11 protein-coding genes are annotated in these 13,838 nt (G+C 61.0%); 8 read left to right on the top strand and 3 right to left on the bottom strand.

Annotated features, from left to right (window positions below; genetic code table 11):
- Nucleotides 1-37 precede the first annotated feature (37 nt).
- From nusA to QQ992_RS24370, 7 genes are all read left to right on the top strand, one after another.
- Entirely contained in the window at nucleotides 38-1,519 is a 1,482-nt protein-coding gene (gene nusA / locus QQ992_RS24400; RefSeq protein ID WP_009685349.1) for a transcription termination factor NusA, read from the top strand.
- A 27-nt stretch (nucleotides 1,520-1,546) separates the two neighbouring features.
- A complete protein-coding gene (gene infB / locus QQ992_RS24395; RefSeq protein ID WP_286111340.1) occupies nucleotides 1,547-4,087 on the top strand; it encodes a translation initiation factor IF-2 in 2,541 nt (846 codons plus the stop codon).
- Nucleotides 4,088-4,205: 118 nt separating this feature from the next.
- Nucleotides 4,206-4,604: a 30S ribosome-binding factor RbfA gene (gene rbfA / locus QQ992_RS24390; RefSeq protein ID WP_286111339.1), complete on the top strand. Its 399-nt coding sequence runs from the start codon at nucleotides 4,206-4,208 to the stop codon at nucleotides 4,602-4,604.
- A gap of 3 nt (nucleotides 4,605-4,607) precedes the next feature.
- A complete protein-coding gene (gene truB, locus QQ992_RS24385) occupies nucleotides 4,608-5,525 on the top strand; it encodes a tRNA pseudouridine(55) synthase TruB (protein WP_016712081.1) in 918 nt (305 codons plus the stop codon).
- 147 nt (nucleotides 5,526-5,672) lie between these two features.
- Nucleotides 5,673-5,942, top strand: coding sequence for a 30S ribosomal protein S15 (rpsO, locus tag QQ992_RS24380; protein WP_003249971.1), 270 nt, complete (start codon nucleotides 5,673-5,675; stop codon nucleotides 5,940-5,942).
- A 250-nt stretch (nucleotides 5,943-6,192) separates the two neighbouring features.
- Complete coding sequence (pnp, locus tag QQ992_RS24375) at nucleotides 6,193-8,298, top strand: polyribonucleotide nucleotidyltransferase (protein WP_003249974.1); 2,106 nt, start codon at nucleotides 6,193-6,195, stop codon at nucleotides 8,296-8,298.
- Between the two features lie 262 nt (nucleotides 8,299-8,560).
- Nucleotides 8,561-8,911: a BON domain-containing protein gene (locus tag QQ992_RS24370; protein ID WP_105948687.1), complete on the top strand. Its 351-nt coding sequence runs from the start codon at nucleotides 8,561-8,563 to the stop codon at nucleotides 8,909-8,911.
- A gap of 76 nt (nucleotides 8,912-8,987) precedes the next feature.
- On the opposite strand, the gene QQ992_RS24365 is transcribed toward QQ992_RS24370, so the two are convergent.
- Entirely contained in the window at nucleotides 8,988-9,290 is a 303-nt protein-coding gene (locus tag QQ992_RS24365) for a heme-binding protein (RefSeq protein WP_286111337.1), read from the bottom strand.
- Nucleotides 9,291-9,350: 60 nt separating this feature from the next.
- Here QQ992_RS24365 and QQ992_RS24360 point away from each other — a divergent pair, with 60 nt between their 5' ends.
- On the top strand, nucleotides 9,351-9,764 hold the full coding sequence (locus QQ992_RS24360; protein ID WP_027610101.1) for a VOC family protein: 414 nt from the start codon (nucleotides 9,351-9,353) through the stop codon (nucleotides 9,762-9,764).
- 157 nt (nucleotides 9,765-9,921) lie between these two features.
- Here QQ992_RS24360 and QQ992_RS24355 read toward each other — a convergent pair whose 3' ends face one another.
- On the bottom strand, nucleotides 9,922-12,858 hold the full coding sequence (locus tag QQ992_RS24355) for a DUF748 domain-containing protein (RefSeq protein WP_286111336.1): 2,937 nt from the start codon (nucleotides 12,856-12,858) through the stop codon (nucleotides 9,922-9,924).
- A gap of 78 nt (nucleotides 12,859-12,936) precedes the next feature.
- Nucleotides 12,937-13,806, bottom strand: a complete 870-nt coding sequence (locus QQ992_RS24350) for an oxygenase MpaB family protein (protein ID WP_286111335.1) — start codon at nucleotides 13,804-13,806, stop codon at nucleotides 12,937-12,939.
- Nucleotides 13,807-13,838: the final 32 nt, after the last annotated feature.

Genomic DNA, 13,838 nt, shown 5'->3' with positions numbered 1-13,838 from the left:
GTCCGGGCCCAATGGCTTGCGCAAGGCGAGGCGTACGATGAGCAAAGAAGTACTGCTGGTTGTTGAATCGGTATCCAACGAAAAAGGTGTACCGCCCGGCGTCATTTTCGAAGCGCTGGAAGTGGCCCTGGCCACTGCAACCAAAAAACGTTTTGAAGACGAAGTCGACCTGCGTGTGGAAATCAACCGCCACACCGGTAGCTACGAGACTTTCCGTCGCTGGACCGTGGTCGACGAAGCCGATCTTGATGATCCGGCAATCGAGACCTGGCTGGACAAGATCAAGGACACCCACCCTGAAGCCAAGGTCGGTGACGTGATCGAAGAGAAGATCGAGTCTATCGAGTTCGGTCGTATCGCTGCCCAGACCGCCAAGCAGGTCATCGTGCAGAAGGTCCGTGAGGCCGAGCGTGCGCAGGTGGTCGATGCCTACCGTGAGCGCGTTGGCGAGATCATCTCCGGCACCGTCAAAAAGGTTACCCGCGACAACGTTATCGTTGACCTGGGCAACAACGCCGAGGCCCTGCTGGCCCGCGAAGACATCATTCCGCGCGAAACCTTCCGTGTTGGCGTGCGCCTGCGTGCGCTGCTCAAGGAAATTCGCACCGAAAACCGTGGCCCACAGCTGATCCTGTCGCGCACCGCGCCGCAGATGCTGATCGAGCTTTTCCGCATTGAAGTGCCGGAAATTGCCGAGGGCCTGATCGAAGTCATGGCTGCTTCCCGTGATCCGGGTTCGCGAGCCAAGATCGCCGTCCGCTCCAAGGACAAGCGCATCGACCCGCAAGGCGCCTGTATCGGCATGCGTGGTTCGCGCGTCCAGGCCGTATCCGGGGAGCTGGGTGGTGAGCGTGTGGATATCGTCCTGTGGGACGATAACCCGGCGCAGTTCGTCATCAACGCCATGTCGCCGGCTGAAGTCGCGGCGATCATCGTTGATGAAGATGCCCATGCCATGGACATCGCCGTCGCCGAGGACAACCTGGCCCAGGCCATTGGCCGTGGCGGTCAGAACGTTCGTCTTGCCAGTCAGCTGACCGGCTGGACCCTGAACGTGATGACCGAGAAGGACATCCAGGCCAAGCAACAGGCCGAAACCGGTGACATCCTGCGCAACTTCATCGATGAGCTGGAAGTCGACGAGGAGCTGGCCCAAGTGCTGGTCGACGAAGGCTTCACCAGCCTCGAAGAAATTGCCTACGTACCGTTGGAAGAAATGCTCAACATCGATGGCTTTGACGAAGATATCGTCAATGAGCTCCGCGCTCGAGCCAAGGACCGTTTGTTGACCAAGGCCATCGCTACCGAAGAAAAACTGGCAGACGCCCACCCGGCCGAAGACCTGCTCTCCCTCGAGGGTATGGACAAGGACCTGGCGGCTGAACTGGCGGTGCGCGGCGTGGTTAACCGCGAAGACCTGGCCGAGCAGTCGATCGACGATCTGCTCGACATCGACGGCATCGACGAAGAGCGTGCCGGCAAGTTGATCATGGCCGCCCGAGCCCACTGGTTCGAGTAATTAGGCGCGGCCTGAGGAGAGAAGTGCATGACGCAAGTCACGGTGAAAGAACTGGCCCAAGAGGTCGAGGCACCGGTAGAGCGCCTGCTGCAGCAGATGCGTGAGGCAGGTCTGCCGCACACCGACGCCGGTCAGGTAGTGACCGACAATGAGAAGCAGACCCTGCTGACTCATTTGAAGAGCAGCCACAAGAGCAAGGCGGAAGAGCCGCGCAAGATTACCTTGCAGCGCAAAACCACCAGCACGCTGCGTGTCGCCGGTAGCAAGAGCATCAGCGTAGAAGTACGCAAGAAGAAAGTATTCGTGCAGCGCAGCCCGGAAGAAATCCAGGCTGAGCAGAAGCGTGAGCTGGATGAGCGCCGCGCGGCTGAAAATGCCGCTCGCGACAAGGTCGAGGCCGAAGTTCGCCAGCGCAACGAAGAGCAGGCTCGCCGTCAGGCCGCCGAAGCTGCTGCATCCGCACCTGCGCCAGCCGCCAAGCCTGAGCCGGCACCTGCCGCTGCTCCGGCCCCGGTAGTCGCCGACGCCCCGGCGTCCGAAGACGCCGCAGCCCGTGCTGCCGAGCGCAAGAAGGACGAAGCCCGTCGCAACGAAGGCCGCACCCGTGACGAAGACCGTCGTGGCGGCGAGCGTCGTGGCGAAGCCCCGCGCGTGTCGATCAAGGTCAAGGTCAAGGAGAAGGAAAAGGCTCCGACTCCACGTGCCGCACCGCGCACCACCGATGAAGAAAGCGATGGCGTACGCCGTGGCCGCGGTGGCAAGAGCAAGCTGAAGAAGCGCAACCAGCACGGCTTCCAGAACCCGACTGGCCCCATCATCCGTGATGTGACCATCGGCGAGACCATCACGGTCTCTGAACTGGCCAACCAGATGTCCGTCAAGGGCGCTGAAGTCGTCAAGTTCATGTTCAAGCTGGGCACCCCGGTTACCATCAACCAGGTGCTCGACCAGGAAACCGCTCAGCTGATCGCAGAAGAGCTGGGCCACAAGGTCACCCTGGTCAGCGATACTGCACTGGAAGACTCCCTGGCCGAATCGCTCAAGTTCGAAGGCCAGACCGAGTCGCGTGCACCGGTCGTTACCGTCATGGGTCACGTTGACCACGGTAAGACCTCGCTGCTCGACTACATCCGTCGTGCCAAGGTGGCTGCTGGCGAAGCCGGTGGTATTACCCAGCACATCGGTGCGTACCACGTGGAAACCGACCGTGGCATGGTCACCTTCCTCGACACCCCTGGCCACGCCGCGTTTACCGCCATGCGTGCCCGTGGTGCCAAGGCCACCGACATCGTCATCCTGGTGGTGGCGGCGGACGACGGCGTGATGCCGCAAACCCGCGAAGCGGTTCAGCATGCCAAGGCAGCTGGCGTTCCGCTGGTGGTTGCAGTGAACAAGATCGACAAGCCGGGCGCTGACCTCGATCGCATCCGTAACGAGCTGGCCGTCGAGGGCGTTACCTCCGAGGACTGGGGTGGTGACACGCCGTTCGTCAAGGTTTCGGCCAAGATGGGTACCGGTGTCGACGAGCTGCTGGAAGCCGTCCTGCTGCAGGCCGAGATTCTCGAACTGACCGCTACCCCGACCGCTCCAGGTCGCGGTGTGGTTGTCGAATCGCGCCTGGACAAGGGCCGTGGCCCGGTGGCGACCATCCTGGTTCAGGACGGTACCCTGCGTCAGGGCGACATGGTCCTGTGCGGTTCCAACTATGGCCGCGTGCGTGCCATGCTCGACGAGAACGGCAAGCCTGTGAAGGAAGCCGGCCCGTCGATTCCGGTCGAAATCCTCGGCCTGGACGGTACCCCGGAAGCCGGTGACGAGCTGTCCGTGGTTGCCGACGAGAAGAAAGCCCGTGAAGTGGCCCTGTTCCGTCAAGGCAAGTACCGCGAGGTCAAGCTGGCCCGTGCTCACGCCGGCAAGCTGGAAAACATCTTCGAGACCATGGGTCAGGAAGAGAAGAAGACCCTCAACATCGTCCTCAAGACCGACGTGCGTGGTTCCCTGGAAGCACTGCAGGGCTCGCTCGGCGGCCTGGGCAACGACGAAGTTCAGGTGCGCGTGATTGGTGGCGGCGTTGGTGGTATCACCGAAAGCGACGCCAACCTGGCGCTGGCTTCGAATGCAGTACTGTTCGGCTTCAACGTGCGTGCCGATGCTGGCGCGCGCAAGATCGTCGAGCAGGAAGGTCTGGATATGCGTTACTACAACGTGATCTACGACATCATCGAAGACGTCAAGAAGGCCCTGACCGGTATGCTGGGCAGCGATGTTCGCGAGAACATCCTGGGCGTTGCCGAAGTACGTGACGTGTTCCGTTCGCCGAAGTTCGGCGCCATCGCTGGCTGTATGGTCATCGAGGGTACCGTGTACCGCAACCGTCCGATCCGCGTACTGCGCGAAGACGTTGTGATCTTCGAAGGCGAGCTGGAATCGCTGCGTCGCTTCAAGGACGATGCCTCCGAAGTGCGTAACGGCATGGAGTGCGGTATTGGCGTCAAGAGCTACAACGACGTCAAGGTCGGCGACAAGATCGAAGTCTTCGAGAAAGTCCAGGTTGCTCGTACCCTCTAAGGGTGAGCTGGCTGCAAACCGCTTCTCTAAGCGGCGGTTTTCAGCACCTCTACAGGTAGCGCCCGGTCAGGCATTGGTCTGACCGGGCGTTTGCCGCTTTAAGTTACAGGTAACAAGAATGGCCAAAGAATATAGCCGTACCCAACGTATCGGCGATCAGATGCAGCGTGAGCTGGCCGAGCTGATCCGTCGCGAAGTCAAAGACCCGCGTGTTGGCCTGGTGACCATCACCGCCGTGGACGTCAGCCGTGACCTGGGCCATGCCAAGGTGTTCATCACCGTCATGGGCGAGGAAACGCCAGATGCCGTGCAGCAGTCGCTGAAGGCGTTGAACAGCGCTGCCAGCTTCCTGCGTTTGCACCTGGGCCGCTCGATGCAGCTGCGCAGCGTGCCGCAACTGCACTTCCACTTCGATGAAAGCGTTAGCCGCGGTGTCCACCTGTCGGCGCTGATCGAACGTGCAGTGGCCGAAGACCGCATGCACAAGGACGCCGACGAGCCGGACACCAAGGAGTAAGCGGTGGCCCAGGTCAAACGTATCCGCCGCAACGTCAGCGGCATCATCCTGCTCGACAAGCCGCTGGGTTTCACCTCCAATGCCGCCCTGCAAAAGGTGCGCTGGCTGCTCAATGCGGAAAAGGCCGGCCACACCGGTAGCCTCGACCCGCTGGCAACCGGCGTGCTGCCGCTGTGCTTCGGTGAAGCGACCAAGTTTTCGCAGTACCTGCTCGATTCCGACAAGGGCTACGAAACCGTCATGCAGATGGGGCAGACTACCAACACCGGCGATGCCGAAGGTGAGGTGCTGCAGACCCGCGACGTGACCGTTGGTCGCGCCGACATCGAGGCGCTGTTGCCGCGTTTTCGTGGCCAGATCAGCCAGATACCGCCGATGTACTCGGCGCTCAAGCGTGACGGCCAGCCACTGTATAAGCTGGCTCGTGCAGGAGAGGTAGTGGAGCGCGAGGCGCGTTCTGTTACTATTAACCGCTTGGAGTTGCTCGAGTGCGAAGGCACCCGTGCACGGTTGAGCGTAGGATGCAGCAAAGGCACCTATATCCGCACCCTGGTGGAGGATATTGGCGAGGCCCTTGGCTGTGGCGCCTATGTTGCCGAGCTGCGCAGGACCCAGGCCGGGCCTTTCGCGCTGGCACAGACGGTCACCCTCGAGGAACTCGAACAGGCCCACGCCGAAGGTGGCAACGAAGCGCTCGATCGCTTCCTGATGCCATCGGACAGCGGCCTGCAGGACTGGCCTTTGGTGTGCCTGTCCGAACACAGTGCGTTCTACTGGCTGCATGGGCAGGCGGTACGCGCACCGGACGCGCCACAATTTGGCATGGTCCGGGTACAGGATCACAATGCGCGCTTCATCGGTATCGGTGAAGTGAGCGAAGACGGGCGCATTGCGCCGCGTCGGCTGATTCGGTCGGAATGACCGAAACCGGGGGGCCAGGCAGTAGCCGAACCCCGCGGCATCAAGGGTGGCTGTCAGTAGGCACGGTCACACCTTTTTTATTAATACAGGGATTTGTCCCTGGCCTATTGGACCCCGCTTGCGGGATCCGTTATCAGGAGAAGCCAAATGGCCCTCAGCGTTGAAGAAAAAGCTCAGATCGTTGCCGAATACCAGCAAGCCGCCGGCGATACCGGTAGCCCGGAAGTGCAGGTTGCTCTGCTGACCGCCAACATCAACAAGCTGCAAGGCCACTTCAAGGCCAACGATAAAGACCACCACTCCCGTCGTGGTCTGATCCGTATGGTCAACCAGCGTCGTAAGCTGCTGGACTACCTGAAGGGCAAAGACACCACTCGTTACAGCGCCCTGATCGGTCGCCTGGGCCTGCGTCGCTAATAGCGGCCTGGTCAGTGGTGTGCATGGCGTGTCGCAGGCTTCGGCAGGGCTGTTTTGCAGCGCTGCCGTTGGACACGCCACGCGTATCTCCGAGGTTGGCAGCCTGGCAATGCTGAGCGGTTTTTCCGCTTGGTGCCAGGCTCCCAGCCTCGTGTTGTATCTGGACGGTCAATGGGGCCGATTCCCCGTTCTGCCCAAGAATTCGCAAGAAACCAGTTCCCCCAAGAGCCACTGAAAAAGGTAGGAAACCGTGAACCCGGTAATCAAGACTTTCCAGTTCGGTCAATCGACCGTTACTCTCGAAACGGGCCGTATTGCCCGTCAGGCAACCGGCGCTGTGCTGGTTACCGTCGACAACGACGTCACCGTGCTGGTGACTGTGGTAGGCGCCAAACAGGCTGATCCAGGCAAGGGCTTCTTCCCGCTGTCGGTTCACTACCAGGAAAAGACCTACGCCGCCGGCAAGATCCCGGGTGGCTTCTTCAAGCGTGAAGGCCGTCCTTCCGAGAAAGAGACCCTGACCTCGCGCCTGATCGACCGTCCGATCCGTCCGCTGTTCCCGGAAGGCTTCATGAACGAAGTGCAGGTCGTCTGCACCGTGGTTTCCACCAGCAAGAAGACCGACCCGGACATCGCCGCGATGATCGGTACCTCGGCTGCCCTGGCCATCTCCGGCATTCCGTTCGAAGGCCCGATCGGCGCCGCGCGCGTTGCCTTCCACGAAAGCACCGGCTACCTGCTGAACCCGACTTACGAGCAACTGGCTGCTTCGAGCCTGGACATGGTCGTAGCCGGTACTTCCGACGCCGTACTGATGGTTGAATCGGAAGCTCAAGAGCTGACCGAAGACCAGATGCTGGGCGCTGTACTGTTCGCCCACGACGAATTCCAGGCCGTTATCCAGGCTGTCAAGGAACTGGCTGCCGAAGCTGGCAAGCCGACCTGGGACTGGAAACCAGCCGTTGCCAACACCGAACTGTTCAACGCCATCCGCGCCGAGTTCGGCGAAGCGGTTTCGCAGGGCTACACCATCACCGTCAAGGCTGACCGCTACGCGCGCCTGGGCGAGCTGCGTGACCAGGCCGTTGCCAAGTTCTCGGGTGAAGAAGGCCAGCCTTCGGCTTCCGAAGTCAAAGAAATCTTCGGCGAAATCGAGTACCGCACCGTTCGCGAAAACATCGTAAACGGCAAGCCACGTATCGACGGCCGCGACACCAAGACTGTTCGCCCGCTGAACATCGAAGTAGGCGTGCTGCCGAAAACTCACGGTTCGGCACTGTTCACCCGTGGCGAAACCCAGGCCCTGGTCGTTGCGACCCTGGGTACTGCCCGTGACGCCCAGCTGCTGGACACCCTCGAAGGCGAGAAGAAAGACCCCTTCATGCTGCACTACAACTTCCCACCGTTCTCGGTAGGTGAGTGTGGCCGCATGGGCGGTGCTGGCCGTCGCGAAATCGGCCACGGCCGTCTGGCCCGTCGTTCGGTCCAGGCCATGCTGCCGGCCGCCGACGTGTTCCCATACACCATCCGCGTGGTTTCGGAAATTACCGAATCCAACGGTTCCAGCTCCATGGCTTCGGTCTGCGGTGCTTCCCTGGCCCTGATGGACGCTGGTGTGCCGATGAAGGCGCCAGTTGCCGGTATCGCCATGGGCCTGGTCAAGGAAGGCGACAAGTTCGCGGTCCTGACCGACATCCTCGGTGACGAAGACCACCTGGGCGACATGGACTTCAAGGTAGCCGGTACCGCCAAAGGCGTTACTGCGCTGCAGATGGACATCAAGATCAACGGCATCACCGAAGAGATCATGGAAATCGCCCTGGGCCAGGCCCTGGAAGCGCGCCTGAACATCCTCGGCCAGATGAACCAGATCATTGGTCAGTCGCGTACCGAGCTGTCGGCCAACGCCCCGACCATGATCGCGATGAAGATCGACACCGACAAGATCCGTGACGTCATCGGTAAAGGCGGCGCCACCATTCGCGCCATCTGCGAAGAGACCAAGGCTTCGATCGATATCGAAGACGACGGCTCGATCAAGATCTTCGGCGAAACCAAGGAAGCTGCAGACGCTGCCAAGCAGCGCATCCTGGGCATCACCGCCGAGGCCGAAATTGGCAAGATCTACGTCGGCAAGGTTGAGCGCATCGTCGACTTCGGCGCGTTCGTCAACATCCTGCCTGGCAAGGACGGCCTGGTGCACATCTCCATGCTGAGCGATGCTCGCGTCGAGAAAGTCACCGACATCCTGAAAGAAGGCCAGGAAGTTGAAGTACTGGTACTGGACGTGGACAACCGCGGCCGTATCAAGCTGTCGATCAAGGACGTTGCCGCGGCCAAGGCCTCGGGCGTCTAAGCGACTGTCACGCAACAGGAAAAGGGCCCTTCGGGGCCCTTTTTTCATGGGCTGCGGAAACCTTTGGCGGACTTGCATCTTGCATGCAGGTTTACCGTGCAGGTTGCAAAATGCACGATGTTGAAAGTGATGTCTTTTTGCTAACTCATTGATTTAAAAGGGTTAAGTTGAGGCGATAAAGCTGGCACAGCACATGCAACTACCTTCATACCTGCCGCCAGGACATACGGCGCAGACCTTTCGATAAACAGGAGTGACCCACATGAAGAAGTTCGCCATTGCTGCCGCTACTGCTACCGCTCTGACCCTGACCATGGCTAACGCGGCATTCGCCCAACAGTCCACCCAGGCCCCCATGACGCTGGCGGCCGGTGAGGTGACCAAAGCCAAGGAAGCTACCTCTGATACCTGGATCACCACCAAGGTCAAGGCTGACCTGATGACCGAGAAAGGCGTGCCAGGCAGTGACATCAAAGTCGAAACCAACAAAGGTGTCGTGTCGCTGTCGTCCGAAGTGGCCATTACCGATGCACAGAAAGAGATGGCAGTCGCCATCGCCAAGAAGATCAAAGGCGTTCAGGCCGTTTCGGCTGATGGCCTGAAGTCCGAATAAGGGATGTCCCGTCGGCCAAACGGACTTGGCCACCACTGATGAAGCCCTGGCCTGTGCCGGGGCTTTGCTTTTGCGCTCAGTAGCCCGGGTTGAGGGCGATCACATCGCTTTCGAAGCATTCCTGCTCGACGATCAGCGGCTCTACCAGTGGGCGACTGTCGCGAAAGTGTGCGGTTTGGGTATGCGCTTCATACGCTGCATCATCGCGGTAGATTTCGTACAGGTAGATTACCTCCGGGTCGAGTCGGTCCTGCGACACATCGAATACCAGGCAGCCTGGCTCGTTGGCGACAGAAGCCGCAGCATTGACCTTGATCGCTGTCAGGAAGTCCTCGGCGCAACCGGGCTTCACACGGGTCTTGATAAACAGGCTATACACAAGTCGCTCCTTTTGTTTTAAATTCACGAATGAATTGTATACAAAAATGGAGTCTCGCCAATGTCCGAATTGCCTGCACGCCCCGGCCGCTTGAATGGCTTGCGCCATATCGCCTTGCTGGTACCCAACCTGGAAGAGTGCGAACGCTTTTATGTCGATGTGCTGGGTATGGAGGTGTTGAACCGTGCCAACGAAGATCTGGTGTATTTGACCTGTGGCAACGACAACCTTTCGCTTGGGCGCGGGGCGGGGGCGGCCAACGGGCTGCAGACCTTGGATCATTATGGGTTCATCGTGGACAGCGTGGAGGAGTTGGAGGCCTGGTACGAGTATTTCAAAGCCCATGGTGTGACCTTGCTGGACCGGCCGTTCAACCATGGCGACGGGGCGCGCAGCTTCCATTTGCTGGATCCGGCGGGGAACAAGGTGCAGCCGCTGTATCACCCGGCGGTGTCGGGGCAGCGGTTGGTCTAGGCAGGCACCACTTCTCCCTGTAGGAGCGGCCTTGTGTCGCGAAAGGGCCGCGCAGCGGCCCCGGGGATAGATGCATCAAAGCTGAAAATCGGGGGCCGCTTTGCGGCCCTTTCGCGACACAAGGCCGCTCCTACAGGGAGCGCATCATTTCCTGGGGCTACTCAGCATCCAGATGCATCGGCGTCACCACCCGCCCGTCGCTCTCAGGCTGCCCCAGGCTGGTATCGATGAAATACACCCGGTCATCTTCCAGCTTGCCCTTGTCCACCAGGTAATCCTTGATACTGCTGGCCCGCTCCTGGCCCAGCGTGCGCAGCAAGGCGGTGCTCTCGGCCCACGACTTGATCACTGCCTCGCGCAGCTTGGCGGTACGTTCGTCGCGGCCCAGTTGCTCCCATTCGGAAGGTGGCTGCTGCTTCAGGCGAGTGCGGTAAATACCTTCGAGCATTGCCGGTTTGTCGCTGTCGTCCACCACCAGCATCGAGGCATTGGCAGGCACCTTGTCGCCCCGGCGCTGCAGGATCTTGTACCAGGTGGCCTGGTACTCACGTTCCAGGCGCTGCTGGGCGATCAGCGGGCCATCGCTGGCCTGGGCGCTTGTGCCTTCGATTTCCAGGCGCAGTTCCGGGCGTTCTTTGAGCGCGGATGCCAGCTTGTCCAGGGACGACTGGGCGTCGCCACTGAGTTCGCTGGACCCAGGGGCGAAAGCCACGTTACCCAGGTCTTCCGAGCCACCGCCGGTAATCAGCCCGCCAATGAACTTGAACGGTGCCTGTGCCGCACGCAGTACCAGGTTGCGCAGGGTTTGCCAGACGATCGGCATCACACTGAATTGCGGGTTGTTGAGGTCGCCAGACACTGGCAGCTCGATCGAAATCTTGCCCTCGGTATCTTTCAGCAACGCCACCGCAAGGCGGATCGGCAGGTCGACGGCGTCTGGGCTGTCGACTTTTTCACCCAGTTGCAGTTGCTCCACCACCACCTTGTTCTCGGCCTTGAGCTGGCCGTTGGTAATCAGGTAGTGCAGGTCGAGGTTGAGCCGGCCTTTGCGAATGCGGAAGCCCGCGAACTTGCCGGAGTAGGGCGTGAGGGTGGTCAGTTCGACGCGCTTGAAGCTGGTGGCGATATCCAGGCTGGCCAGCGGGTTGAACGGGTTGAGTGCGCCCTTGATGGTGACCGGTGCGTAGCGGTCGACCTTGCCCTTCACGTCGACCTTGGCCGGCGTCGGCTTGCGGTTGTCGATGGTGCCGATCTGGCCATTGAGCTGCTGAATGGCCGTGGCAAAGTTGGGGGTGAGGGAGAGGTCGGCGAAGTTGGCCGAGCCGTCGTTGATGTCGATCTGGCCGATGTGGATACCCAGCGGCTTGTCGCTGCTGGCTGCGGCCGGCTTGGCCTGGCTTTTCGCCGGGGTGCCAGCCGGTTGCGGGATCAACAGGTCATTGACGTTGGTGGTGCGGTCTTCGTTGATGATGAAGCGTGCATAGGGTTGCAGCAGGGTTACCTTGTCGATCGACAAGGCATCGCCGTGTACATAAGACAAGCCATCGACGTTCACCTGCTGCCATTTGACGAAGTCGCGGCTTTTGATGGTGTCGAGGGTGTGCAGCTGGTTCACCTGGGCCTTGCCCGTGATATTGAAGGCCAGCGGTGCGGTGTTCTTCAGGTCGACCTTGAGGTCGCTGGAGAGCATGCCACTGCGCAGTTCCAGCAGGATGAACGGGCTGATATAGGCCTGTGCTACGCGCAGGTCGATATCGCGGGTGCTTACGTCCAGCTTGGCCCATATCGGCGCCAGGTTGACCTGGCCGGCCGCCTGCAGCTTGCCTTGCTTGCCTACGCCCGTATCGAGCTTGAGCGTGAAGGGCGACTGGTTGAGGCTGTCGAAGCCTTGCAGGTCGGCGTTGAGCGGGCCGATGTCCAAGGCTACCGGTTCTTTCTGGCTGCGGTCTGCCAGGTGCACCAGGTAGTTGCGCAGTTGCACGTCCTTGAGCAGCACTTGCCAAGGCTTGCTCGGCTCTTTGGCGGCTTGCTGCTCAGGTGTCGGCTCGGCGGCAGCCGGCTCTGCCTTTTCCTTCGGCGTGGCTTTGGCAGGCTGGCTGGCAAACAGCTTTTGCCAATCGAGCTGGCCGTCTTTTTCCAGCGCAGCCCAGGTTTCGAGTTTTTCGCTGCGGATTTTACCTACGGTGACCTGTTGCTTGACCAGGTCAACGGAGGTTTCGCTCACCTCCAGGCTGGCCAGGCGCGCCAAGGGGCGGCCATCCGGCGCCTTGATGGCGAACGGTGCAATGCGTACGGAGGCGTTGTCCAGCAGTAGCTCCGTCTGTTTGGCGAGGTTGAGCTTGTAGTGCGTGTCGAGGCTGACCACGCCGTCTTCCAGCACCAGTGGCACAACATCACGCACGTACGGCCAGAAGGCCTTCATCTTGCCTTCCGTGATCTTCAGCGTGCCTTCAGAGGCGATCGGTGACAGGCTCAGGGTCCCGTTCCAATCGATGCGCCCGCCATTGGGGCCGTTGGCCACCAAGGTCATGTCGGCACTGTCGTCGGGCAAGGTGCTGAGGTTTTTCAGCTCCAGGTTCATGTTGTCGTAGAGAAACTCGATCGGCTCGCTGGGGCGCAAGTCCTCGAAATGCAGGTAGCCGTCGATGAGCTTGATGCTACCGATGCGCAGCGGAAACGGATCGCTGGGTGGCTCGTCAGGTTTGGCTTCGCTGGCGGGCAGCTTGAACAGGCCGGTCAGGTTAAGGCTACCGTCCTTGGCAAACAGCACCTCGTTACGCGGTTTGTCGAGCTCGACGGCTTCCAGGTGCAGCGCTTTGGTCCACAGGCTGTCGAGCGAGAGGTTGGCGTACAGCCGCTCGAACCCGACCTGTTCCTTGCCGGGCTCGCCGATCTGCAGGCCCCACAATGTCAGCTCCAGGCTGAAGGGGTTGAGTTCGATCCGTTCGAGGTGGGCCGGCACCGTCGCGTACTGGGCCAACTGCTGGTTGGCGATGCGCAGTGCCACACCGGGAAGAATGAGAAAGCCGAGCAGGCTGTAGAGGGCCACCAGGGCCAAGATTGCGCCAGCGGCGCGAGTCAATCCTTTGTACATGTGTCGCTTCGTCTGTCTAAGCAGGAGTGCTTGGAGTATGGCACGTTAAATCAGTTCCGCAGGGGCGACCATTTGACCTTATTCGATGCCCATGCGCCGTTTGGCCCGGTGCGCCGAACCGTCTCGCATGGCCCAGCGCAATACCGGTGCGGTGCGTCGCAGGCCCAGGCGTATCAGGCGCCGCTGCAAGGGCCCGTGCTGCAGGCCGAGCAGGGTCTGGGCCCAATCCGGCAAGAGGTCGATACCGGCGTGCAGCATCAGTTTGCCCACCGGCTGTGCCAGGCGGCTGGGGGCCGGGGCATCGAGCAGAATCCCGACTACCTCGTGGCTGCGGCTGTCGCAGCGCAACTGCGCACGCATGCGCAGCAGGTAGTCTTCGATCTGCTGGCACGAACGTGGCACGTCACGGGCCCCAAGGCGCTCGGCAATCAGGGCGATTTCGGTGTAGTAGGCATCTTGCTCGGCGCGCGACAGCTGCGGGTTGCGGTAGCGCAAGTGGGCAGCGAGAAAGCTGCTGACCTCTGCCACATGAACCCAGGTCAGCAGATCGGGGTCGCTGGCCGCATAAGGGCGGCCATCCGGCGCAGTGCCGGTGACCTGCAGGTGGATGGTGCGCACTTTGTCGATCAGCCATTCGGCATCGCGCGTGGAACCGAAGGTGGTACCGGAAATAAACTGGCTGGTACGGCGCAAGCGGCCGATCAGGTCCTCACGGAAATTGGAGTGGTCCCACACACCGGCCAGGGCCAGCGGGTGCAGTAACTGCAGCATGAGTGCACTGATGCCGCCGACAAGCATGCTCGGGAAGTCGCCATGCACTTGCCAACTGACGCTGTGGGGGCCGAACAGGCCGGGGTCGCCCTTGGGCGTTTCCAGGTCGAGCTGGCCGAGGGCCAGCCCGGTGAGGCTCATGACCTGGGTTTCGATACGGCGACGAAGGGCTTCCATGGCGACCTGCGGTGCAGGGCGGCCACGAGCAG

The sequence above is a fragment of the Pseudomonas kurunegalensis genome (genome assembly GCF_030291635.1).
Classification (GTDB): Bacteria; Pseudomonadota; Gammaproteobacteria; order Pseudomonadales; family Pseudomonadaceae; genus Aquipseudomonas; species Aquipseudomonas monteilii.
Note: the sequence above shows the minus strand (reverse complement) of the source record. Positions and strands in the feature narration are given on the sequence as shown.

Bases quoted from the DNA above. Each gene is read 5' to 3' on its own strand.
- QQ992_RS24370 (WP_105948687.1), top strand. From the start codon at position 8,561: ATGAAGAAGTTCGCCATTGCTGCCGCTACTGCTACCGCTCTGACCCTG.
- rpsO (WP_003249971.1), top strand. From the start codon at position 5,673: ATGGCCCTCAGCGTTGAAGAAAAAGCTCAGATCGTTGCCGAATACCAG.
- rbfA (WP_286111339.1), top strand. From the start codon at position 4,206: ATGGCCAAAGAATATAGCCGTACCCAACGTATCGGCGATCAGATGCAG.
- infB (WP_286111340.1), top strand. From the start codon at position 1,547: ATGACGCAAGTCACGGTGAAAGAACTGGCCCAAGAGGTCGAGGCACCG.
- QQ992_RS24355 (WP_286111336.1), bottom strand. From the start codon at position 12,858: ATGTACAAAGGATTGACTCGCGCCGCTGGCGCAATCTTGGCCCTGGTG.
- nusA (WP_009685349.1), top strand. From the start codon at position 38: ATGAGCAAAGAAGTACTGCTGGTTGTTGAATCGGTATCCAACGAAAAA.
- QQ992_RS24350 (WP_286111335.1), bottom strand. From the start codon at position 13,806: ATGGAAGCCCTTCGTCGCCGTATCGAAACCCAGGTCATGAGCCTCACC.
- QQ992_RS24360 (WP_027610101.1), top strand. From the start codon at position 9,351: ATGTCCGAATTGCCTGCACGCCCCGGCCGCTTGAATGGCTTGCGCCAT.